This is a genomic window from Aristaeella hokkaidonensis, from assembly GCF_018128945.1.
Classification (GTDB): Bacteria; Bacillota; Clostridia; order Christensenellales; family Aristaeellaceae; genus Aristaeella; species Aristaeella hokkaidonensis.
Genome location: NZ_CP068393.1, coordinates 3,233,640 through 3,258,156, shown reverse-complemented (window position 1 = coordinate 3,258,156; position 24,517 = coordinate 3,233,640). Strand labels below are relative to the sequence as shown.

At 52.6% G+C, this 24,517-nt stretch carries 11 protein-coding genes and 1 pseudogene; 4 read left to right on the top strand and 8 right to left on the bottom strand.

Features of this window, described 5'->3' with window-relative positions; genetic code table 11:
* Positions 1-14 precede the first annotated feature (14 nt).
* Complete coding sequence (locus JYE49_RS14510) at positions 15-10,304, bottom strand: CLIPPER-2 domain-containing protein (protein WP_304583225.1); 10,290 nt, start codon at positions 10,302-10,304, stop codon at positions 15-17.
* Positions 10,305-10,718: 414 nt separating this feature from the next.
* A pseudogene (locus JYE49_RS15330) lies at positions 10,719-12,575 on the bottom strand (InlB B-repeat-containing protein); the annotation flags it as partial.
* Between the two features lie 700 nt (positions 12,576-13,275).
* Between JYE49_RS15330 and JYE49_RS14505 the strand changes: the two are divergent.
* A complete protein-coding gene (locus JYE49_RS14505) occupies positions 13,276-13,680 on the top strand; it encodes a hypothetical protein (protein WP_304583223.1) in 405 nt (134 codons plus the stop codon).
* Between the two features lie 55 nt (positions 13,681-13,735).
* Here JYE49_RS14505 and JYE49_RS14500 read toward each other — a convergent pair whose 3' ends face one another.
* Positions 13,736-15,631 carry a hypothetical protein gene (locus tag JYE49_RS14500; protein ID WP_093957578.1) on the bottom strand — a complete coding sequence of 632 codons (1,896 nt, stop codon included), beginning with the start codon at positions 15,629-15,631 and terminating at the stop codon, positions 13,736-13,738.
* Between the two features lie 468 nt (positions 15,632-16,099).
* Entirely contained in the window at positions 16,100-16,876 is a 777-nt protein-coding gene (locus tag JYE49_RS14495; RefSeq protein WP_093957579.1) for a tRNA threonylcarbamoyladenosine dehydratase, read from the bottom strand.
* A gap of 167 nt (positions 16,877-17,043) precedes the next feature.
* Between JYE49_RS14495 and JYE49_RS14490 the strand changes: the two genes are divergently transcribed.
* The 3 genes from JYE49_RS14490 to JYE49_RS14480 all read left to right on the top strand — a co-directional run bounded on the left by JYE49_RS14490 (position 17,044) and on the right by JYE49_RS14480 (position 20,081).
* Positions 17,044-18,018 (top strand): glycoside hydrolase family 43 protein, encoded by a 975-nt coding sequence (locus JYE49_RS14490; protein ID WP_093957580.1) that lies wholly within the window; start codon positions 17,044-17,046, stop codon positions 18,016-18,018.
* 110 nt (positions 18,019-18,128) lie between these two features.
* Positions 18,129-19,520, top strand: coding sequence for a glycoside hydrolase family 43 protein (locus JYE49_RS14485; protein WP_179217353.1), 1,392 nt, complete (start codon positions 18,129-18,131; stop codon positions 19,518-19,520).
* Positions 19,521-19,661: 141 nt separating this feature from the next.
* Positions 19,662-20,081, top strand: a complete 420-nt coding sequence (locus JYE49_RS14480) for a PPC domain-containing DNA-binding protein (RefSeq protein ID WP_093957582.1) — start codon at positions 19,662-19,664, stop codon at positions 20,079-20,081.
* Positions 20,082-20,135: 54 nt separating this feature from the next.
* Here the strand turns inward: JYE49_RS14480 and JYE49_RS14475 are convergent, their stop codons facing one another.
* The 4 genes from JYE49_RS14475 to aroF all read right to left on the bottom strand — a co-directional run bounded on the left by JYE49_RS14475 (position 20,136) and on the right by aroF (position 24,293).
* Positions 20,136-21,092, bottom strand: coding sequence for a glycoside hydrolase family 5 protein (locus JYE49_RS14475; RefSeq protein WP_283399399.1), 957 nt, complete (start codon positions 21,090-21,092; stop codon positions 20,136-20,138).
* 147 nt (positions 21,093-21,239) lie between these two features.
* The gene (gene pheA, locus JYE49_RS14470; RefSeq protein ID WP_093957795.1) at positions 21,240-22,382 is read right to left on the bottom strand and encodes a prephenate dehydratase; all 1,143 of its coding nucleotides are present in this window, start codon (positions 22,380-22,382) and stop codon (positions 21,240-21,242) included.
* A gap of 24 nt (positions 22,383-22,406) precedes the next feature.
* On the bottom strand, positions 22,407-23,264 hold the full coding sequence (locus JYE49_RS14465; protein WP_093957583.1) for a prephenate dehydrogenase: 858 nt from the start codon (positions 23,262-23,264) through the stop codon (positions 22,407-22,409).
* Between the two features lie 24 nt (positions 23,265-23,288).
* A complete protein-coding gene (gene aroF, locus JYE49_RS14460; protein ID WP_093957584.1) occupies positions 23,289-24,293 on the bottom strand; it encodes a 3-deoxy-7-phosphoheptulonate synthase in 1,005 nt (334 codons plus the stop codon).
* Between the last annotated feature and the right edge of the window lie 224 nt (positions 24,294-24,517).

Genomic DNA, 24,517 nt, shown 5'->3' with positions numbered 1-24,517 from the left:
TTCGGGTGATTTTTTTACTCGATGGTTTCGCCGACATTGATACTGCCCAGACCGATGCCCAAAGGCGTCTCAAAGTCGTCAATCGTGATGATCACCGGGTTCTTTACGTAGATAACTGTGACGGTCACATCCCTTGCGGGCATTGTGCCTTCAACCTTCTTCTTGTTGGTGTAGTAGCCTCTGACCACGGGAGATTCTACGCTGTACTCGTCTCCGGCGTGGAGCACTTCTGTATAGGTCGCAGCGGCTTCAGTACCGTCCATATACTTATACAGGATTGTCAGCGTATAGTCATTCGCAGTGTAAACCACGTCGTATTCCATGTCCTTATCCAGGACGCCCTTGACTCTCTCTGTATCAGCAGTATAACCCTCAATCGGCGGAGTTGCAACATCATATGCAGTACCAACCTTTTCGACCCGGTTGATTGTATTGATGAGCTCGCCGTCCTTACTGCCGATCCAGTAGCGGATTATCAGGGTAACCTTGGTTTCGATCGTGGGTTCGGGATCCTCACCGGGTGTCACCGGCACATCGGGTTTCTTCGGATCCGGGCTCTTGCCTTCAGCCGTTGCAACGTTCAGCACCTCACCGGCCGCCGCATCTGCAGCAGTTACAGTATACTTGGTTTCGAATTCCTTCGTTGCACCGGGTGCCAGGCTTTCAACCGGCCACTTGTCTCCGGTCAGATCGTCAATCACGTTGATATTGGTGATCGTCAGGTTACCGTCGTTCACGACCGTGATCTTGTAGCTGATCACTTCGCCTTCCGCATAGCCATTTTCATCCTTGGGTGTGGAAGTGGTTTCCTTGTTGACCGTCAGGTGACCGTTCGGATCTTCAGGATCATCATCTGTTTCATCCGGTGTTACCGGCACATCAGGCTTGTCAGGATCCGGGCTCTTGCCCTTCGCCGTCGCTTCGTTGATGATATGTTCGCTGAGGATATCTTCCTCTGTCACCGTTGTGGAAGCCTCAAACTCCTTGCTATCGCCGGGCTTCAGGCTGTCGATCTTCCACGCATCTCCGGTCCGGTCATCCGTAACGGTAATTTCAGTAATCGTCAGGTTGCCGTCGTTGACAACTGTAATCTTGTAGTTGAGCGTCTCACCCAGCTTATATCCGCCTTCCGGCGTCTCGCTGGTGGTCTCCTTGATCACTGTCAGGTGGCCGTTCGGATCTTCGGGATCATCGTCTGTCTCATCCGGTGTCACCGGCACATCAGGCTTGTCAGGATCCGGGCTCTTGCCCTTCGCCGTCGCTTCGTTGATGATGTGTTTGCTGAGAATATCCTCCTCCGTCACCGTTGTGGAAGCTTCAAACGTTCTGCTTTCACCGGGTGCCAGGCTGTCTACCGCCCACTCATCACCGGTCCGTTCGTCCAGAACCTTGATTTCGGTGATCGTCAGGTTGCCGTCGTTCACGACCGTAATCTTGTAGCTGACTGTCTCTCCCAGCTTGTATCCGCCTTCCGGCGTCTCGCTGGTGGTCTCCTTGATCACTGTCAGGTGACCGTTCGGATCTTCCGGATCATCGTCCGTCTCATCCGGGGTTACCGGCACGTCAGGTTTATCCGGATCGGGACTCTTGCCTGTCGCGGTCGCTTCGTTGATGATGTGTCCGCTCAGGATGTCGTCTTCTGTTACACTAGTGGAAGCGGTGAATTCCTTGCTCTCACCGGGTGCCAGGCTGGCTACCGGCCATTCGTCGCCGGTCCGCTCATCCAGAACCTTGATGTCGGTGATCGTCAGGTTGCCGTCGTTCACTACCGTGATCTTGTAGCTGACCGTCTCGCCCAGCTTGTAGCCGCCTTCCGGCGTCTCGCTGGTAGTCTCCTTGATCACTGTCAGGTGACCATTCGGATCTTCAGGATCATCATCTGTATGTCCGGGATCAACCGGTACGTCAGGTTCATCCGGATCCGGGCTCTTACCCTTTGCGGTTGCATCATTGATGATGTGGCCGCTGAGGATATCGTCTTCGGTCACTGTGGTGGAAGCGGTGTATTCCTTGCTTTCACCAGGTGCCAGGCTGTCGATCTTCCACTCGTCTCCGGTCCGTTCATCTGTCGCAGTGATGTCGGTGATCGTCAGGTTGCCGTCATTCACTACCGTGATCTTGTAGGTGACTGTCTCACCCAGCTTGTAACCGCCTTCCGGCGTCTCGCTGGTAGTCTCCTTGATCACTGTCAGGTGACCATTCGGATCTTCAACCTTAACCGATGCGTTGGCACTCCACTCTTTTTCCACAACCCTCGCCGTCACCGTGTTGGTGAAGCTGCCTGCCAGGATATCGGCTTCCGTAATGGTGTAGGTTGCGGTGGTGGTGATCTCTGCTCCGGGTTCAACACCTTCGAAGGTATCCTTAGCCAGGGTCACACCTTCGATTTCGATCAGCTTGATCGTCACAATGTCATCATAGATGTTCTTAACCCAGATATCGAAGGTCACTTCTTCACCCAGTTTGTACACGGTGTCGTCGGCAGTCTTCTTCACCACCAGGTCATCCGGCACACTCTCATCATCCACGATGAGTTTACCTTCCGTCTTGGTAATCACATAGTTATCAGCCTTGGTATTGTCCTTGAGCGTATAAGTGAATGCATTCGGGCTTTCTCCAACCAAGGTCTGGCTGCCGGTAAATTCGTAGGTCGCGCCTTCGCCGTCCACCCAACCGGTTTCCACCGTCAGGCCATTCTCATTCTTACCCTCAACATCCGCGTTCGTCAGAGCTTCACCGTTATAAGATCTCTTAGCATTACCGCTGGTCAGGGTAACTGCACGTTTTGCTATCTTCAGCTGGCCGTCCACGATCTTGAACTCAACATTTGTGAAGTTCGTGTTCGTGTTCTCGAAGTCTCCCGCCACGATACCCATGTCATAGGTACCCGCGTCAGTCTTCGTCACGGTCCAGGCAGTTGTCTCGGTTTCCGCCACGGAAGTTGCCACGTCATACAGCGTGTTATCGGCCACAATACTCTTGTACCCCTTGATCGTATGCGGCTGTCCGTCATATGTCACTTCGTCGCTGTTCTCAGTGATCGTGACCGTGACCTTGTCGGTAATCGGCTTGATCTTCAGCTGACCGTCCACGATCTTGAACTCAACATTTGTGAAGTTCGTGTTCGTGTTCTCGAAGTCTCCCGCCACGATACCCATGTCATAGGTACCCGCGTCAGTCTTCGTGATGGTCCAGGCAGTTGTCTCGGTTTCCGCCACGGAAGTTGCCACGTCATACAGCGTGTTATCGGCCACAATACTCTTGTACCCCTTGATCGTATGCGGCTGTCCGTCATATGTCACTTCGTCGCTGTTCTCAGTGATCGTGACCGTGACCTTGTCGGTAATCGGCTTGATCTTCAGCTGACCGTCCACGATTTTGAACTCAACATTCGTGAAGTTCGTGTTCGTGTTCTCGAAGTCTCCCGCCACGATACCCATATCATAGGTACCCGCGTCAGTCTTCGTCACGGTCCAGGCAGTTGTCTCGGTTTCCGCCACGGATGTCGCCACGTCATACAGCGTGTTATCGGCCACAATACTCTTGTACCCCTTGATCGTATGCGGCTGTCCGTCGTATGTCACTTCGTCGCTGTTCTCAGTGATCGTGACCGTGACTTTGTCGGTAATCGGCTTGATCTTCAGCTGGCCGTCCACGATCTTGAACTCAACATTCGTGAAGTTCGTGTTCGTGTTCTCGAAGTCTCCCGCCACGATACCCATATCATAGGTACCCGCGTCAGTCTTCGTCACGGTCCAGGCAGCTGTCTCGGTTTCCGCCACGGATGTCGCCACGTCATACAGCGTGTTATCGGCCACAATACTCTTGTACCCCTTGATCGTATGCGGCTGTCCGTCGTATGTCACTTCGTCGCTGTTCTCAGTGATCGTGACCGTGACTTTGTCGGTAATCGGCTTGATCTTCAGCTGGCCGTCCACGATCTTGAACTCAACATTCGTGAAGTTCGTGTTCGTGTTCTCGAAGTCTCCCGCCACGATACCCATATCATAGGTACCCGCGTCAGTCTTCGTCACGGTCCAGGCAGCTGTCTCGGTTTCCGCCACGGATGTCGCCACGTCGTACAGCGTGTTATCAGCCACAATACTCTTGTACCCCTTGATCGTATGCGGCTGTCCGTCGTATGTCACTTCGTCGCTGTTCTCAGTGATCGTGACCGTGACTTTGTCGGTAATCGGCTTGATCTTCAGCTGGCCGTCCACGATCTTGAACTCAACATTCGTGAAGTTCGTGTTCGTGTTCTCGAAGTCTCCCGCCACGATACCCATATCATAGGTACCCGCGTCAGTCTTCGTCACGGTCCAGGCAGCTGTCTCGGTTTCCGCCACGGATGTCGCCACGTCGTACAGCGTGTTATCAGCCACAATACTCTTGTACCCCTTGATCGTATGCGGCTGTCCGTCGTATGTCACTTCGTCGCTGTTCTCAGTGATCGTGACCGTGACTTTGTCGGTAATCGGCTTGATCTTCAGCTGGCCGTCCACGATCTTGAACTCAACATTCGTGAAGTTCGTGTTCGTGTTCTCGAAGTCTCCCGCCACGATACCCATATCATAGGTACCCGCGTCAGTCTTCGTCACGGTCCAGGCAGCTGTCTCGGTTTCCGCCACGGAAGTCGCCACGTCGTACAGCGTGTTATCAGCCACAATACTCTTGTACCCCTTGATCGTATGCGGCTGTCCGTCGTATGTCACTTCGTCGCTGTTCTCAGTGATCGTGACCGTGACCTTGTCGGTAATCGGCTTGATCTTCAGCTGACCGTCCACGATCTTGAACTCAACATTCGGGAAGTTCGTGTTCGTGTTCTCGAAGTCTCCCGCCACGATACCCATGTCATAGGTACCCGCGTCAGTCTTCGTCACGGTCCAGGCAGCTGTCTCGGTTTCTACCACGGATGTCGCCACGTCATACAGCGTGTTATCAGCCACAATACTCTTGTACCCCTTGATTGTATGCGGCTGTCCGTCATATGTCACTTCGTCGCTGTTCTCGGTAATCGTGACCGTTACCTTGTCCGGAGGATTAATCTTCAGCTGACCGTCCACGATCTTGAACTCAACATTCGTGAAGTTCGTGTTCGTGTTCTCGAAGTCTCCCGCCAAGATACCCATGTCATAGGTGCCAACGTCGGTCTTCGTCACGGTCCAGGCAGTTGTCTCGGTTTCCGCCACGGAAGTCGCCACGTCGTACAGCGTGTTATCGGCCACAATACTCTTGTACCCCTTGATCGTATGCGGCTGTCCGTCGTATGTCACTTCGTCGCTGTTCTCGGTGATCGTGACCGTGACTTTGTCGGTAATCGGCTTGATCTTCAGCTGGCCGTCCACGATCTTGAACTCAACATTCGTGAAGTTCGTGTTCGTGTTCTCGAAGTCTCCCGCCAAGATACCCATATCATAGGTACCCGCGTCAGTCTTCGTCACGGTCCAGGCAGTTGTCTCGGTTTCTGTCACAGAAGTCGCCACGTCATACAGCGTGTTATCAGCCACAATACTCTTGTATCCCTTGATCGTATGGGGCTGTCCGTCATAGGTCACTTCGTCGCTGTTCTCGGTGATCGTGACCGTGACTTTGTCGGTAATCGGGGTGATCTTCAACGTGCCGTTAGCTGTTGTCACCAGATAGTTGCCTACCGCAGTTTCAGCTCCGGTTGTTACTGCTACGCCATCCACTGTCGCAATCACGTTCGGCTGTGTGCCGACATTGGTGATTGTGCTGTCGTCTGTCATGACGACTGTGAATGTATGCGTATCACCTTCCGCCAGGCCGCTCACAGTGAACTCAGGCTGTGTCAGCGCAGTTCCGTCGTATTCCTTGCTCGCGTCTTTCGCGGTGATGGTGACCTTCTTCGGCGTGATCTTCAGCGTGCCGTTAGCTGTTGTCACCAGGTAGTTGCCTACCGCAGTTTCAGTTCCGGTTGTTACTGCTACGCCATCCACTGTCGCAATCACGTTCGGCTGAGTACCGACATCCGTAATTGTGCTGTCGTCTGTCATGACGACTGTGAATGTATGCGTATCACCTTCCGCCAGGCCGCTCACAGTGAACTCAGGCTGTGTCAGCGCAGTTCCGTCGTATTCCTTGCTCGCGTCCTTCGCGGTGATGGTGACCTTCTTCGGCGTAATCTTCAACGTGCCGTTAGCTGTTGTCACCAGGTAGTTGCCTACCGCAGTTTCAGTTCCGGTTGTTACTGCTACGCCATCCACTGTCGCAATCACGTTCGGCTGAGTACCGACATCCGTAATTGTGCTGTCGTCTGTCATGACGACTGTGAATGTATGCGTATCACCTTCCGCCAGGCCGCTCACAGTGAACTCAGGCTGTGTCAGCGCAGTTCCGTCGTATTCCTTGCTCGCGTCCTTCGCGGTAATGGTGACCTTCTTCGGCGTGATCTTCAGCGTGCCGTTAGCTGTTGTCACCAGATAGTTGCCTACCGCAGTTTCAGCTCCGGTTGTTACTGCTACGCCATCCACTGTCGCAATCACGTTCGGCTGTGTGCCGACATTGGTGATTGTGCTGTCGTCTGTCATGACGACTGTGAATGTATGCGTATCACCTTCCGCCAGGCCGCTCACAGTGAACTCAGGCTGTGTCAGCGCAGTTCCGTCGTATTCCTTGCTCGCGTCCTTCGCGGTGATGGTGACCTTCTTCGGCGTGATCTTCAACGTGCCGTTAGCTGTTGTCACCAGGTAGTTGCCTACCGCAGTTTCAGTTCCGGTTGTTACTGCTACGCCATCCACTGTCGCAATCACGTTCGGCTGTGTGCCGACATTGGTGATTGTGCTGTCGTCTGTCATGACGACTGTGAATGTATGCGTATCACCTTCCGCCAGGCCGCTCACAGTGAACTCAGGCTGTGTCAGCGCAGTTCCGTCGTATTCCTTGCTCGCGTCCTTCGCGGTGATGGTGACCTTCTTCGGCGTAATCTTCAACGTGCCGTTAGCTGTTGTCACCAGGTAGTTGCCTACCGCAGTTTCAGTTCCGGTTGTTACTGCTACGCCATCCACTGTCGCAATCACGTTCGGCTGAGTACCGACATCCGTAATTGTGCTGTCGTCTGTCATGACGACTGTGAATGTATGCGTATCACCTTCCGCCAGGCCGCTCACAGTGAACTCAGGCTGTGTCAGCGCAGTTCCGTCGTATTCCTTGCTCGCGTCTTTCGCGGTGATGGTGACCTTCTTCGGCGTGATCTTCAGCGTGCCGTTAGCTGTTGTCACCAGGTAGTTGCCTACCGCAGTTTCAGTTCCGGTTGTTACTGCTACGCCATCCACTGTCGCAATCACGTTCGGCTGAGTACCGACATCCGTAATTGTGCTGTCGTCTGTCATGACGACCGTGAATGTATGCGTATCACCTTCCGCCAGGCCGCTCACAGTGAACTCAGGCTGTGTCAGCGCAGTTCCGTCGTATTCCTTGCTCGCGTCCTTCGCGGTGATGGTGACCTTCTTCGGCGTAATCTTCAACGTGCCGTTAGCTGTTGTCACCAGGTAGTTGCCTACCGCAGTTTCAGTTCCGGTTGTTACTGCTACGCCATCCACTGTCGCAATCACGTTCGGCTGAGTACCGACATCCGTAATTGTGCTGTCGTCTGTCATGACGACCGTGAATGTATGCGTATCACCTTCCGCCAGGCCGCTCACAGTGAACTCAGGCTGTGTCAGCGCAGTTCCGTCGTATTCCTTGCTCGCGTCCTTCGCGGTAATGGTGACCTTCTTCGGCGTGATCTTCAACGTGCCGTTAGCTGTTGTCACCAGGTAGTTGCCTACCGCAGTTTCAGTTCCGGTTGTTACTGCTACGCCATCCACTGTCGCAATCACGTTCGGCTGAGTACCGACATCCGTAATTGTGCTGTCGTCTGTCATGACGACCGTGAATGTATGCGTATCACCTTCCGCCAGGCCGCTCACAGTGAACTCAGGCTGTGTCAGCGCAGTTCCGTCGTATTCCTTGCTCGCGTCCTTCGCGGTGATGGTGACCTTCTTCGGCGTAATCTTCAACGTGCCGTTAGCTGTTGTCACCAGGTAGTTGCCTACCGCAGTTTCAGTTCCGGTTGTTACTGCTACGCCATCCACTGTCGCAATCACGTTCGGCTGAGTACCGACATCCGTAATTGTGCTGTCGTCTGTCATGACGACCGTGAATGTATGCGTATCACCTTCCGCCAGGCCGCTCACAGTGAACTCAGGCTGTGTCAGCGCAGTTCCGTCGTATTCCTTGCTCGCGTCTTTCGCGGTGATGGTGACCTTCTTCGGCGTGATCTTCAGCGTGCCGTTAGCTGTTGTCACCAGGTAGTTGCCTACCGCAGTTTCAGTTCCGGTTGTTACTGCTACGCCATCCACTGTCGCAATCACGTTCGGCTGAGTACCGACATCCGTAATTGTGCTGTCGTCTGTCATGACGACCGTGAATGTATGCGTATCACCTTCCGCCAGGCCGCTCACAGTGAACTCAGGCTGTGTCAGCGCAGTTCCGTCGTATTCCTTGCTCGCGTCCTTCGCGGTGATGGTGACCTTCTTCGGCGTAATCTTCAACGTGCCGTTAGCTGTTGTCACCAGGTAGTTGCCTACCGCAGTTTCAGTTCCGGTTGTTACTGCTACGCCATCCACTGTCGCAATCACGTTCGGCTGTGTGCCGACATTGGTGATTGTGCTGTCGTCTGTCATGACGACTGTGAATGTATGCGTATCACCTTCCGCCAGGCCGCTCACAGTGAACTCAGGCTGTGTCAGCGCAGTTCCGTCGTATTCCTTGCTCGCGTCCTTCGCGGTAATGGTGACCTTCTTCGGCGTGATCTTCAGCGTGCCGTTAGCTGTTGTCACCAGATAGTTGCCTACCGCAGTTTCAGCTCCGGTTGTTACTGCTACGCCATCCACTGTCGCAATCACGTTCGGCTGTGTGCCGACATTGGTGATTGTGCTGTCGTCTGTCATGACGACTGTGAATGTATGCGTATCACCTTCCGCCAGGCCGCTCACAGTGAACTCAGGCTGTGTCAGCGCAGTTCCGTCGTATTCCTTGCTCGCGTCTTTCGCGGTGATGGTAACCTTCTTCGGCGTGATCTTCAGCGTGCCGTTAGCTGTTGTCACCAGATAGTTGCCTACCGCAGTTTCAGCTCCGGTTGTTACTGCTACGCCATCCACTGTCGCAATCACGTTCGGCTGTGTGCCGACATTGGTGATTGTGCTGTCGTCTGTCATGACGACTGTGAATGTATGCGTATCACCTTCCGCCAGGCCGCTCACAGTGAACTCAGGCTGTGTCAGCGCAGTTCCGTCGTATTCCTTGCTCGCGTCCTTCGCGGTGATGGTGACCTTCTTCGGCGTGATCTTCAACGTGCCGTTAGCTGTTGTCACCAGGTAGTTGCCTACCGCAGTTTCAGTTCCGGTTGTTACTGCTACGCCATCCACTGTCGCAATCACGTTCGGCTGTGTGCCGACATTGGTGATTGTGCTGTCGTCTGTCATGACGACTGTGAATGTATGCGTATCACCTTCCGCCAGGCCGCTCACAGTGAACTCAGGCTGTGTCAGCGCAGTTCCGTCGTATTCCTTGCTCGCGTCCTTCGCGGTGATGGTGACCTTCTTCGGCGTGATCTTCAGCCAGCCGTCTGTTATTGTCAGATCATCTGTAGCATTAAAGTCATATTTTTCTGCATTTACCGAAATGGTAAAGCTTTCAGAATTCAGGCCCATCAGGTATCCAGGATTTGTATTAACATTAGTACCTGCGGCTTCAGCGGTCTTACCTTCTGCAAGTGCTACTGAAACACCGCTGGGAGCCGTCGTACTATACGCTCCTCCACCAACGCTGTATTCAACTGTGTACCCGGTTACACTCTGTTCCTGTCCATTGTATTCCTTTGTATCGGTGTTGCCTGTAATTCTGATCTTCAGTTCCGGAATCCAGACCGCATACATGTTGTCATAAGGTGTGCGTTCATCTGCAGCCACCTTGCTGACTTTAGTTCCCGTCTTGCTGCCAAGATGGAATGCACCGTCATCTCCATAGTACAGGTACGGACCCGCGTCAGTTGTTGTTGCAGGAGTATCTCCATTCTGCTGAACCTTCGCCCAGCCGATAAACCTGTAGCCGGAACGTGTTAGTGCTCCTTCAATTGCTACAGACTTATTTACCTGGATAGGATCATCTTTCCGGAACGCCTCGGTTCCATCATTCCTGAACCACCAGATATGAGTTGTCGGCGGGCCAATAGGATCAACATACTCCGCACGCAGCTGAACAACATAATCGTTCTTAGTAGGATCATCTGTATGCGGCGTCACCTTTGCGTCATCAGCATTGACTATGAATTGGGCGCCAGGGTATACATGTACATCTGTATCCGTATATTCAGTTCCATTCCACTTCTGAACAACCCAATATGCAAATACTTTTCCATCAGGCGCCGTCGATGCCGACTGGGCAACCGCCTTAGCCTGATCTACATATAGATTAGTATCGCTGGGAGGATTTGATCCTTCTCCCTCATCGTATTTCACACCAATACCGGTTGCGCCAATCAGAATCTTACTCCATTTGGCATACAGGTTAAATTCTTTTGTAATCCAGTCTCTGTCATCATCTTCATTTATCTCTGTTCCATAACCATCATAAATTGTATGAGGATCCGTCAAATGAGCTGATTTATCGTATGGAGTAGAAACAGTTTGCTCATTCAATACATAGTTTTCCGCATTGAATACACCATTATACTGTGGATTTGTGTACCAACCGGAGAACTCATAACCAGTCCTGGTACCAAATGGCGCGCTGATTTTTCCTCCATAAGAAATACGGAAGTTCATCTTCTGGTTTGCAGAACCCCAATTAAGCGTTGTATCACTTGTTGGCACCATGGAATGCAGGAAAACACGGTACTGGATCTGCCTCCATTTGGCATAGACTTTGATACCGTCTATCGGCATTTTTCCAAAAGTATAGGGCGATGTACAACCCTCATCAGTATACCATCCCTCGAAAACGAATCCCAGTTCACCTTCAGGAAGCTCCGGTTCATATTTTGCATACTCATCAGCTGTAACATCTGCGCCCTGACCAATCGCTCTACTTTCGTGCAGCAGATGAGTTGCCCTGTTCTGAATTGTATTACCATTACCATCAACATAATTGCCATCAAAATATCTAATTTTGAACACCTGGCGGTTATAAAGATAATTCAGATGATGCAAGGTCGTCCCATTTTCTGTAGTAGTCCATGCACTATTATCATTAATGTTTGTTATGTTCCAGTCCTGACCTCTTTTACCAACAAAATCAAAGCCATCATATTTGGGCTCGTTCTGAGATTTAACTTGTAAGTTACTGGAGCGAACCTCCATAATGTTATCTTCATAATAAGTTCTGCCATTGTATTCTTTTGTTGTTTTTTCTGTATAATCTACTCCTTCTACTGTTTCAAACCAGATATGATATCTCCAGTTATTGTAACCTTGCGCAGGGAAACGAATGATTACATAGTTGCCATTTGCTTGATTGGTCGCACCAAGAATATTCTCATTTAAAACCGATATTATACCCTTAACCGTACCAGATCCTCCATTAGTTGGATTTGGTTTAAGTTTCGTTCCCACCATCATAACGAAACTAACGGGCTGAAGACTTCCTACTCCTTGAATTTGGTCATATTTAGGCCATTTTGAGCTGATATCTTCTCCGTAATAAGCTGACAATGTGAAGTAATAATAATCATAATTACCCACGCGTTCGCTGTCCACAGTATAGCCAGTAACAGAAGGATGATTATTATTCGCCGGATTCCAGGTAACAAGATCATCAAGGTTGCTTCCGCTACCAGAATTGTCTGCAAATGTATATCGATTTTGTCCACTTCTGGAATCTCTGTATACATAAAATCTAAAATTATAATGAATTCGATCATAATACAGGTTCAGAACAGAATCATTTTCTGATCTGATCATCACTGTCTGCCCCTTACTTCCTTCCGTCAGACAGAATCCTGTATAGTGGCCGTTCTCTCCAAAGCCGGTACCTGTAGCATAATCTTCATCTATATTATCAACAGATGTATACGGAATATTGTCACCAACCGTGCCACTCACAACCACAGAACCTGCCACATCATATCCCGTCCTAGACTGATTCTGTGTCCAGAAAATGACAGTATATGTAGCAGTCGTTTCACTGATCCAACTGGCATAGATCGTGATCCCTTCATTAAGCTGCCCGCCAAATGAAAACTTGCCTGTTTCGTCAGCAGGGTCAGCTCCGTGGGCATCCGCATGAGCTTTGGTATCATACCAGCCACCAAACCGATAGCCCAAGCGCAGCATATCTGTATCCGGTCGAGGTTGTTGTGTAACCGTTCCGGATTTTACAAATTGTGGAGCACAATAGATAGCACCCTTGCCATTCTCATCAAAAACAAGCCAATGACCTTCTGGTGCATCAACAGAGAATGTCACGTTACCCTTTATAATTATTTCGGATTCATTTTCATATGGTGTGTCAGCATCATGTGGATTTTCCGGATCTGGTACAATGTTTTCATCACCTTCAGCAACCAACCAACCCATAAAGGCGTGCTCGTTGTCTTTGGGTGTATAGGTCATGTTAACAGTATATTCCATTTCCGGATTAGGATCTGTTGCACTGTAACGGTAATTGATCACTTCCTCGCCGACAGAAACGCCTCCATCGCCAAGGTAATTAATCCTGTACTGTTTGGCTAGAACAGCATAATAAGTTACAGAATCTCCATTTGTTGCTTCTTCAATATCATGAACACCATTGCTTAGTTTCTCTGTAACGGCTGTCCTGATATCCGCGATCGTCATCGGAGTAAAATCTTCATCCGGCAGTTCATAGTCAGGATTGTCTGTCCATCCGAGGAAAATCACTCCGGCAGGTAGCGTGCCCGTACCCGGGTCATAAACTATTTTTTCAAACTCGGTCTGATTTGCCAAATCGCTCTGTTTTACCCAAATTGTGGCAATATCTGAACCATTGCTGTTGAATTTAACCTGCAGTCGTGCATCTACGCCTTCCGCAACAACAGCATAAACAGAGAATCCAGTTGCTTCAAAAGCAAAACCGGTCAACTGCTCTTCGGTATTTTTATAGAACGTTGCAGGAACAAACTGTGGGTCTCCATCTGTCTCATGGAGGAGCTTCAGTGTTTCACCCGGATTTAAATCAATCGGATTGCTTAACCGGACTCGTACATCAACACTTTCACCGGCCTTAGGCTGCCATTCCGCTTTTGTCGCATCATCAATGATAGTGATGTCGAACCTGCCCACTGTCCGTGTGGTAGGAACAGAAGCAGCGACCCCCCTGGTTGCTTTCATCATCAATTTGGGTTTCTCAACCGGTTTCTCTTCAAATTCCACCCGGCCTTCTACAGGTAGAATAGCATCCAGACTGGTCACGACTACGTTGGCCGACTCAATCCGCGACGTAGCAATAGTATCGCTGATCTGCACCGATTCTGATGTATCGATGACAATTTTTGCTTCGTATGTCGTAAATACCGAAGCAATTGCGTCCAGTGGCGCAAGGCTGAGTACCATGATCAGCGCCAGCAGCAATGCGGTGAATTTCTTTACTGAATACTTCATGTTCCAATCCCCTTATTATGATGGTCGGAAGGTTTTGCAAACAGTTGGAATATCTGGATAACAGGTTAAGCCGCATCGGATTATGTCCGGAGCGGCTGTTTTTTTGTCCTGCTGGTTTACTCGTTTACGTCAGTGATGGTCACCTGTACGCGCCAGAAGTCTTTGTAGTTGTCTCTCGTAACGATCTCAGAATGACGTGTTTCAGTGGAGTCAGGAATATCTGTCCAGTCCGCATTGTTTTTGCTCTGCTGCCACTGGATGGTATATTCAAGATTGTCATAACCGTTCAGCACGGCAACGAAGGTAACTTCTCCGCCGATCGCGGGCTTCTGGTTATTCCAGGAATAATAGATATCAATTGTACGGTTCGGATCCAGGGCATCTTCAAGTGTGCTGCTGATGACTGCATCCGTAGGAACGGTCTGAGTGGGAATCGGATCTCCCTTTTCATCAAGTATAAGCTCTCCATCCTCATTCCGCAAGTAGGTGACCGGGATTTCATCGCCTTCGATCACGGTAACGATCGGGTTGCCGTTCTCGTCCAGGATCAGGTTGCCGTCTTCATCCTTCTCGTAGGCATATACCGGAGCGGCTTTTTCTTCTCCGAGGCCCAGAGGCGTTTCATAATCTTCGATCTCGTCCAGATCGACGGTCTCTTCTTCCTCAGCAGGAATCTCTTCGGATTCTTCAGCCGCGGGTTCTTCAGTTTCGATTTCTTCGTTCACAAGCTCTTCAGCAGGAGCTTCGGGTTCCTCAGCAGGAACTTCAGCCTCTTCAGCAGGAACTTCAGGCTCCTCAGCGGGCTCTTCAGTTTCCTCAACAGGAATCTCTTCGGATTCTTCAGCCGCGGGTTCTTCAGTTTCGGTTTCTTCGTTCACAAGCTCTTCAGCAGGAGCTTCGGGTTCCTCAGCAGGAGCTTCCGGCTCTTCAGCGGGAGCTTCGGGTTCTTCGGCGGGAGCTTCGGGTTCTTCGGCGGGAGCTTCGGGTTCTTCGGCAGGAGCTTCGGTCTCTTCAGCGGGAGCTTCATTCTCCTCGGCAGGAGCTTCGGTCTCTTCAGCAGGAGCTTCAGTCTCCTCGGCAGGGCCTTCGGTCTCTTCAGCGGGAGCTTCAGTCTCCTCGGTAGGAACTTCAGTCTCCTCGGCAGGAGCTTCAGTCTCTTCAGCGGGAACAGGTTCCGGTTCCTTTACCTTAACCGGAGCGGAACTGTACAGAACAGTGCCATCTTCCGCTCTCAGAGCACAGCGGATAGGATAGGTTCCGGAAGTTTTATCAACAATAAACTTGTAAACTTCTTCAGTTGCCCCTTCGATCCGCTGCCATTTCTTTTCCGCGTCCTGGATTTCCCACCAGATGGAATAACCCATATTGGCATCAGAAACAACAGCCCTCAGGGAAGCTTCCGCACCTGTAGCTACAGGCATCGGAATGTTGACTGACAGCTTGCCTGTGAAGGCGACCGGGGCAGCAGGCTCCTCTGCCGGTACTTCAGCAGGCTCCGCGGGAGCTTCTGCCGGTTCTGCAGGAGCCTCAGCGGGCTCCGCGGGAGCTTCTGCCGGTTCTGCAGGAGCCTCAGCGGGTTCAGCGGGAACTTCGACCGGTTCTGCAGGAGCCTCAGCGGGTTCAGCGGGAACTTCGACCGGTTCTGCAGGAACTTCCGCCGGTGCTTCTGCAGGCTCTGCGGGAGCTTCTGCCGGTTCAACAGGAACTTCGGCAGGTACCTCAGCAGGCTCAGCGGGAGCTTCTGCGGGCTCAGCGGGAGCTTCCGCCGGTTCAGCAGGAACTTCGGCAGGTGCTTCTGCCGGTTCAGCAGGAACTTCGGCAGGTGCTTCTGCCGGTTCAGCAGGAACTTCGGCAGGTGCCTCAGCAGGCTCGGCAGGAGCTTCTGCCGGTTCAGCGGGAACCTCGGCAGCTTCCACCGGAGCTTCAGCATTTTCAATTTCTTCAGCCATCACCAGCGGCATGATACCAGCCAGCAGGGTGACAACCAACAGAATGGATAAAAATTTCTTCATTACGTTCTCCTCCTGAATTCGTTTGCAACGGGTTTTTCGTCGTCCTCTGCGAGAGGTGTCTTTGTATGTCATTTTGGTCAAACCCTTATTTTTCAAAGGATTTTGTTAACGGTCGCTGTCCGATGGAGAGGTTTTTCCAATTGAGGAACTGTGACATGATCTCCATCTTTCAGCCGTATATTAACATATGAATAGTTACATATCGGTTATATTTTGCAAATTTTTGCATTTTTCTTTAGCGAAAATTGCTTTTTTGTTTTGTTGCAATCCCGTGTTTCTTTAGTAAAATAAAGCGTTTCGCGGTTTTGGTCTGCAAATTGTCCGTTCTTAATTGTTACTTTGCATATGTAACTATTATTCATGTAACTTATGCATACAAAATAAATACAATTTATTTATACAAAAATGAACAGGCTGTTCGATCATCCGCGAACAGCCTGTTCAATGTCATTTTCAATTATGATTGGGTTAGTTTTCCTCGTTTTTGACCATGTATTCCCGGCAAAGGTCCTTCACCACTTCACCGGCGATAATCAGTCCTGCGGCAGCCGGAACAAACGCGGTGGAACCCGGGATATCCCTGCGCACTGTGCACTTCCGGGTATCCGGAGGACAGATGCAGTGTTTTCTGCAGCTGATAGACGGATCCTCCAGCGGCCTGACCGGTTTTTCTGTGGAATAGACAACCTTCAGGTGCTTGATACGTCTCTTCCGGCATTCTGTGCGCATCACCCTTGCTAGGGGACATACAGAGGTCTTGTAGATATCCGCCACTTTGAAAGCGGTGGGATCCAGCTTGTTGCCGGCACCCATGGCACAGATAATGGGCGTACCCGCTGCCTGTGCCTGTTCCACCAGTGCCAGTTTGCCTTTTACAGTATCAATGGCATCCACCACATAATCATATTGAGTGAAATCAAACTGATCCTGCGTTTCCGGCAGGTAGAAAGTTTTATATGTTGTAACCTTGCAGTCCGGGTTGATATCCTTAATCCGTTCCTCCGCCACGTCCACCTTGTATTTGCCCACCGTGCTGCGGGTGGCATAGATCTGGCGGTTCAGGTTGGTCAGGCAGACTTTGTCATCGTCAATCAGGTCCAGGGCGCCGACGCCGGAACGGGCCAGCGCTTCCACCGTATAACCGCCCACACCGCCGACGCCGAACACGGCCACGCGGCATTGTACGAGGTGTTCCATGGCCTCCGGTCCAAGCAGCAGTTGTGTTCTGGAAAACTGATTCAGCATAAAGGTACTCCGTTCTGTCTGAAAAATCGACTCATTATCTCATGTCTGCCCTTTATTTTCAACTGATATAAACCGTGCCTTTTCTGTATAAATTTGTCCGTACCGCTTTCTTTTCCAGGGGCTTTATTATATAATAACCGCAACAATCCAAAAAGGAGTGCTTCTTCATGAGTGAACAGCGCAAGCCTCTGGTCTCCCATATCTTTACCGCGGATCCTTCCGCCCACGTCTTCAATGGCAAAATCTACGTATATCCCTCCCATGATATTCCCCACGACGGTGAGGATAATGACGATGGCGATGAGTACCGCATGGAAGACTACCACATCCTGTCCATGGACAGCGTGGATGCGCCCTGTGTGGACAACGGCTGTGCCCTGCACATGAAGGATGTCCCCTGGGTCAGCAAGCAGATGTGGGCCCCCGACGCCGCGTATAAAGACGGTAAGTATTATCTCTACTTCCCTGCACGCGACAAGGACGGCATCTTCCGCATCGGCGTTGCGGTTTCCGATGACCCCGCCGGCCCCTTCACTCCTGAAGAGAACTATATGCCCGGCAGCTACAGCATCGACCCGGCCGTGCTCGTGGACGATGACGGACGCGCTTATATGTACAACGGCGGCCTGTGGGGCGGCCAGCTGGAAATGTGGCAGAGCGGCAGCTTTGATCCCAATGCCCACCGTCCGGAAGGCGACGAACCCGCCCTCGGCCCGGTTTTCGGCGAGTTGGATGCTGACATGAAGCACTATAAAGGCGAAACGAAGCAGCTGCAGATCCTGGACGAAAACGGAAAGCCCCTCACCGCCGGTGATGAGGACCGCCGCTATTTCGAAGGTCCCTGGATGCATAAGTTTAACGGAAAGTACTATCTCTCCTACTCCACCGGTACCACCCACTACCTGGTATACGCTGAAGGTAATCGCCCGGACGGACCCTTCACCTATAAGGGAAGAATCATGGAGCCTGTGCTTGGCTGGACCACGCATCACTCCATCGTGGAATACCAGGGCAAATGGTACCTGTTCTATCATGACTGTGAGCTGTCCAACGGCATCAACCACCGCCGCTGCGTCAAGTTCACCGAGCTGACCATTCACGAGGACGGCACCATCGAGACAATCCGTCCTTACGAAAAGTAATGTTCTCCGTGATTAATGCCGCCCGCGGCCGGAAATCTCCGGTTCGCCGGGCGGCCATTCTCTTGTCCGTCCTCATGCTTTTTACCTGCGCCAAAGGAGAAACAACAGATATGAACACCGTACCGGTCACCCTGCAGAATTCCTATAAAAAAGCCGGAGAAAACAATCCGCTGTATACCCAGCGTTTCGGCGCCGATCCCGGTGTAATGGAATACGACGGCCGGCTGTATGTATACATGACCGACGATATCCTGGAGTATGACACAAAAGGAAAGGTTAAGGAAAACTCCTACAGCCAGATCCGGACCATCAACTGCATTTCCTCAGATGATATGGTCAACTGGACCGATCATGGCCGGATCCGGGTCGCCGGCCCCGGCGGCGTTGCCAAGTGGGCCAACAATTCCTGGGCTCCCTGTGCCGCGCACAAAACCATCGACGGCCAGGAAAAGTTCTTCCTGTATTTCTGCAACGGCGGCAACGGCATCGGTGTCCTGTCTGCTGACAGTCCCGTCGGTCCCTGGCGGGACGAGCGGGGCAGCCTGCTGATTACCCGCGGTGTCAAAAACTGCGCTGACGTCACCTGGCTCTTCGATCCCGCCGTTATGGTGGACGAGGACGGCACCGGCTATCTTGCCTTTGGCGGCGGTGTACCGGAAGGCAAATGGGCCGCCCCCGGCACCGCGCGGATCGTCCGTCTTGGTGAGGATATGATCAGCCTGGCCGGTGATCCCGTACGTCTGGATGTACCGTGGCTCTTTGAGGACTCCGGCATCAACAAAATCGGAGATAAATACTTCTATACCTACTGCTCCAACTTCCAGACCAAAGGCAACAACCTGAAGCTGACAGACGGTGCCATCCAGTATATGATCTCAGACAATCCCCTGGGGCCGTATACCTATATGGGTGAGCTTTTCCCCAACGAAGGACACTTCTTCGGCATGTACGGCAACAACCACCATTCCATTGCCAGCCTGAACGGCGAATGGTTCCTGTTCTATCATAACCGTCCTGTGGAAAAAGCCATGGGTGTCACCGGAAACTACCGCAGCCCGCAGGCGGATAAAATCTTCTTCGGTGAGGACGGCCTGCCGAAGCAGGTCAAAGGCACCATGAAGGGACTTGATCAGCTGAAGCCGCTGAATCCCTTCCGCATCGTTTCCGCCGCCACCATGTCCCGCCAGGCAGGCATCACTGTGGAGGGTGCCAACGGCCAGTCCTGGATCAACGGCGAAACGGGCAGCTGGCTTCAGGTTTCCGGAGTGGACTTTGGAACCGGCACTTCTTCCCTGGAGGTCACCGCCATGGCACCTACCGACTGCACCCTCTATGCCGTGCTGGATGATCCGGAAGGTCCTGTGATTTCCCAGGTGCGTATCGAGCTTCCGGGCGACGTAAAACCCGCCGCCTTCCGCGCGCCGATCCAGGCGGAAGGAGTCCATGACCTGTACCTGATCACAGACGGGGTCATGAAGCTGTATTCCTGGCAGGTCAAGTAAAGATATAAAGCAATCTGATCACCGCGGCAGCCGCCGCGGTTTTTTCTTGCCTCCGCATAGGAAAACGGGGAAGAAAAGCCGAATCTTATACGTAGAATAAGCGGTGTGCTTTCACAAAAACTGTACATCAGGAGGAAACGAATGGACTACAGGAGATTCGGAAACACTTATCTTGTCCGGATGGACGTTGGAGAGGAAATCGTTGAGGAGCTGAAATCCCTTTGCAGGAATGAGAATATCCGCCTGGCACAGGTGGACGCCATCGGCGCCGTTCGTCAGGCGGTTATCGGTGTATATAATCTGGAAGAACAAGCCTATCACCGGGAAGATCTGGAAGGCCTGATGGAAATTGCCGGCCTCCAGGGCAGCGTCACAAGGATGAATGGAGAAGTTTATCCGCACCTGCACGTGACCCTGGCCGGGCAGGATAACAAAGTACACGCCGGACACGTCATCGGGCTCATCGTCGGTGCCACCTGTGAGATGTTCGTCCGGGTGCTGGATGGAGAGGTCAGCCGGGAACGGGATGAAGAGATCGGCATCAACATCATCCGGTTCTGATATATGAAAAAACGCCCTTCGGGAAACAGTTCCCGAAGGGCTTCTTTATGCTTCTTACAGGTATTTGATCAGTTCATTCCGGACGCCGTCCATCCGCGCGTCGCTCAGGCCGAAATCCATCTCACGGTAGGACCAGGCACTGCGGGCAATTCCGTACTTTTCAAACACCGCGTTGATGGTTTTAAACCACTTGACGGTATCTTCCGGTGTGGCCCGGTCGATCACGCCATACTCGCCACAGTACAGGGCCGTTCCACGGGCTTCCGCCGTCTCAATGGCGGATGCGAACTGCTTTTCAAAATATTCCGGGGTGATATTTGCTTCCTCAAAAGCCACCCGCCTGTCGATATCGAAGGCCGGATCCGGAATCCAGGTTGCTCCCTGGTGGGTGAAGATCAGCGGATCATAGCAGTGGAAGTTGTAGATCACCCGGTTATCCGCCGGCAGGTCCAGGTCCTTTACCGCGTCCGGACTGTTGTTCCAGTAGCTGCCGACCAGGATCAGGCTGGCAGGCGCAATCTTCCGGATCCGGCGGATGCACTCTGCCGCGATCCGGTTCCACTCGCCGATCACGGAAGCATCCGTCACCTCATTCAGCAGTTCAAAGGCGATGTTTTCCGGATCATTGAAGCGGGCAGCAAGTCCTTCCCACAGCTTGTAGAACCGTTCCTGGTACGCCGTGCTGCCGAAGAAGCCGCTTTCCTGATGAGCTGCGTCAAAAGAATAGCCGGCCGTCTTATGCAGGTCCATCACAACCTTCAGGTTCCGCTTCAGGCACCATTCGACTGCTTTGGCAATCCGGCCGAAGCCTTCCTCGCTGAGGCCGCCCTCCGCCGTTTCCAGCACGTTATAGTCCATGGGAATCCGGACGTGGTCCAGTCCCCATCCGGCAATCACGTCCATATCCTTTTCAGTGATAAAGTGATCCAGGCGTTCTTTGGAATAATCGCACTGGGAGAACCAGCCGCCCAGGTTCACGCCCCGGTAAAACCCGAAGTCTTTCATCTTCATTCAGATACTCTCCCTTCTTTTGTATCAGTATACACAAACAACCCCTTTCGGAAAAGGGGTTGTTTGTAGATTATGTATCAAACGGATTCTTTAGCACATTCAGTAAACCAGACCTGATAATTCTGAATTCTGAATTGAATTAGCATTTCATGCTAATTCAGAGTAGCTGCCCAGGTAGGCGCATTTTTCCAGCGTTACGTCCAGCTCTTCAATCAGTCGGGCAAATGCCGGGGAATATACGGATGCGTCAATATCAAAGCAGAACATGAATTCAAAGTCCCTGCCGGGTACAGGACGGCTTTCCAGTTTGGACAGGTTGATCCCCTCGGCATAGAACCGTCCGAGCAGCTGATACAGTGCACCGGGCTTGTTGGGCAGTGCCAGCATCAGGCTGGTATGATCCGCGCCGGGATAGATCTCCGGTTTCCGGGAGATGCAGATGAACCGGGTATGGTTGTTGCTGTTGTTCTGGATATCGGTTTTCAGGATCTCCAGGCCGTACAGCGGCGCGCAGTGTGCGGAGGAAATAGCAGCCACATCCTTCCGGTCGCTCTCCGCCACCATCTGGGCTGCCGCAGCGGTATTGGTGCTGATGTTCACCCGCCACTGCTTGTTTTCTGTCAGGAGCCTGGAGCACTGCTGGATCGCCTGCTCATGGGACCAGACTTCCCGGATATCCTCCAGCTTCGTGCCAGGCTTGACCAGCAGCGTATGGTCAATCTTCACCCGGGCGGAACGCACAATATAACATTTCCGGCTGATCAGCTGGTCATATACGCTGTTTACGGATCCGGCCAGGCTGTTTTCAATCGGCAGGATGCCGTAGTCGCACAATCCCTTTTCAATGGCTGAAAAGACGTTCTCAAAAGTCTTGCAGTACATGATGGAAGGAGACCGGAAGATCTTCTCGCAGGCTTGCTGGGAATAGGCGCCTTCAACGCCCTGGCAGGCTACCGTTGCCTTTTCGGGGAACAGTTCCGGCGTCTCCTTCAGGCTTTTGCGGATCAGTTGACCCAGTTCGCTCATTTCCCGGCCTTCCAGCAGCTGGTTGGTCCGACTCTGGGCCATCAGGAAACCGAACAAGGCCCGGACGCCATTCTCGTTCTTTTCGCCGGCTTCCTCGCCCACCTTGTTCAGCACGTCCCGTTCCCGGGCAGGATCCGACACCGGCAGGTGATGTTCCTTTTTGTAGCGGCCGATCTGGCTTGCTGTCTCCAGCCGTTCGCCGTACAGACGGATAATATCGCTGTCAATCCGGTCAATTTCCGCTCTCAGTTCTTCGATGGTCATTTCAATCATCCTTTCCGGGATCGGTTATTTCTTATCCTGCCACTCCGTGTCAATGGCTTCCTTGCGCTCGCGGCCTTCCTTCAGGAGTTTCTTCAGCGTTTCCGCGTCTCCGGCGGCAATCGCGTCGCGGTACTCCTGCAGGGATTTGATCAGGCAGTCCAGTTCAAAGCCCAGATGCTCCGCGTTGTCCAGGAAGAGCTCTGTCCACATGGTTTCATTCAGCTTGGCCACCCGGGTCAGGTCCCGGTAGCTGCCCGCCGAGAAGGACAGGTGCTCCGCCGCTGTGGGTGATTTGATGTAGGCGTTCGATACCACGTGCGCCAGCTGGGATGTAAAGGCGATCATCTCGTCATGCTTTTCCGCCGTGGTCACAGTCACGGATTTGAACCCGGTCTCCCGCAGCAGCTCGCTCAGCCGGCTGACCAGGAACAGGTCTTCCCGCTTCCGGGGCACCAGGATCATGGTCGCATTCTGGAACAGGTTACCGTCCGCGTACTTGATGCCGGAAAACTGTTTGCCGGCCATCGGGTGTCCGCCGATAAAGGTGAATCCGTATTCCTCCGCCAGTGCGAAACAGGGCTCGCATACCGCCTGTTTCACGCCGCACAGGTCGCTTACCACCGCATCCTTGCGGATCTTCGGCGCCAGCTGCTTCAGTGTTTCCACCGCCGCGCCCGGATACGTTGCCAGGAACAGATAATCGCATTCGGGAATATTGTCTTCCGTCAGTTCGCCCTGGATGGTTTCTGTCAGCAGGGCATATTTCTGCACATGCTCGTCCGTGTCCCTGCCCAGGATCCTGTGTCCCTGTGCGCCCAGTGCTTTGCACAGGGAAGCACCCATCAGGCCCAGGCCGACCACGCCGATTGTTTTGCTCTCCATCTCTTTCTTCCTCCGGCGTCAGTCTTACACCAGCGCTTTGCGGATCTTCATGACCGCTTTCGCCACGTCGTCAAACTGTTCCGGCGTCAGGCTCTGGGGACCGTCGCACAGGGCGTGCTTCGGGTCATTATGCACTTCGATCATCAGGCCGTCCGCGCCGCAGGCCGCCGCGGCCATGGCCATAGGCTTCACATACCGTGCCGCACCGGTTGCGTGACTCGGGTCCACCACCACCGGCAGGTGGCTCAGTTCATGCAGTACCGCCACTGCGGACAGGTCCAGCGTGTTCCGGGTATAGGTTTCGAAGGTCCGGACGCCGCGCTCGCAGAGGATAATCTGCTCGTTGCCGCCGGCCATGATGTACTCGGCGCTCATCAGCAGTTCCTTGATGTTGTTCGCCAGGCCGCGCTTGAGGAGTATCGGCTTCCTGATCCGGCCCAGTTCCTTCAGCAGTTCAAAGTTTTGCATGTTCCGGGCGCCGACCTGGATCACGTCCACCTGTTCAAACAGGGGTAGATGGCCGATGTCCATAATCTCGGTAATGATCGGCATGCCGGTCCGCTTTTTGACCTCCAGCAGGATCCGGATGCCTTCCCCGTGAAGGCCCTGGAAATCATAGGGAGAAGTACGGGGTTTGAAAGCGCCGCCCCGGAGCATACCCGCTCCGCTCTCCTTCACTGCCTTGGCGATGGTTTCCACCTGGTCTTCAGTTTCCACGGAGCAGGGGCCGGCAATGATCTGGAAGTTGCCGCCGCCGAAGGCCACCTGGTCCGTCACCTGGACCACCGTGTCGTCCGGATGGAACTTCCGGTTTGCCTTCTTGAAGGGCTCAGAAATCCGGGTCACGCTCTGGACAATGTCCAGTCCGCTGATCAGGTCCGTGTCGATCCGGGTGGTATCGCCCACCAGGCCGATCACCGTCTGGTATTCACCTTCGGAAACATGGGTCCGTACGCCATAGCTTTCCAGCCAGGAGATCAGATGCTCTTTTTCTTCCTGCCGGATATCTCTCTTCAGTGCGATAATCATTTTTCTTCTGCTCCTCCCTCAATGAAACAGGGCCCGCAGTAATTCTGCGAGCCCTGGTGTTTTACCCTCATGGGAAAACCTGCGCGGCAAAATTACCTTACCTCAGACTGTCTTCGTAAAGGTAAAGTAATAGTAATAATACACGAAAGCCTGCCGCATGGTCTGCCCTTTCCGCGCGTGTAGCGCAGTGATTGAATTCACGGGTATTCTATCACCAGTCCCCG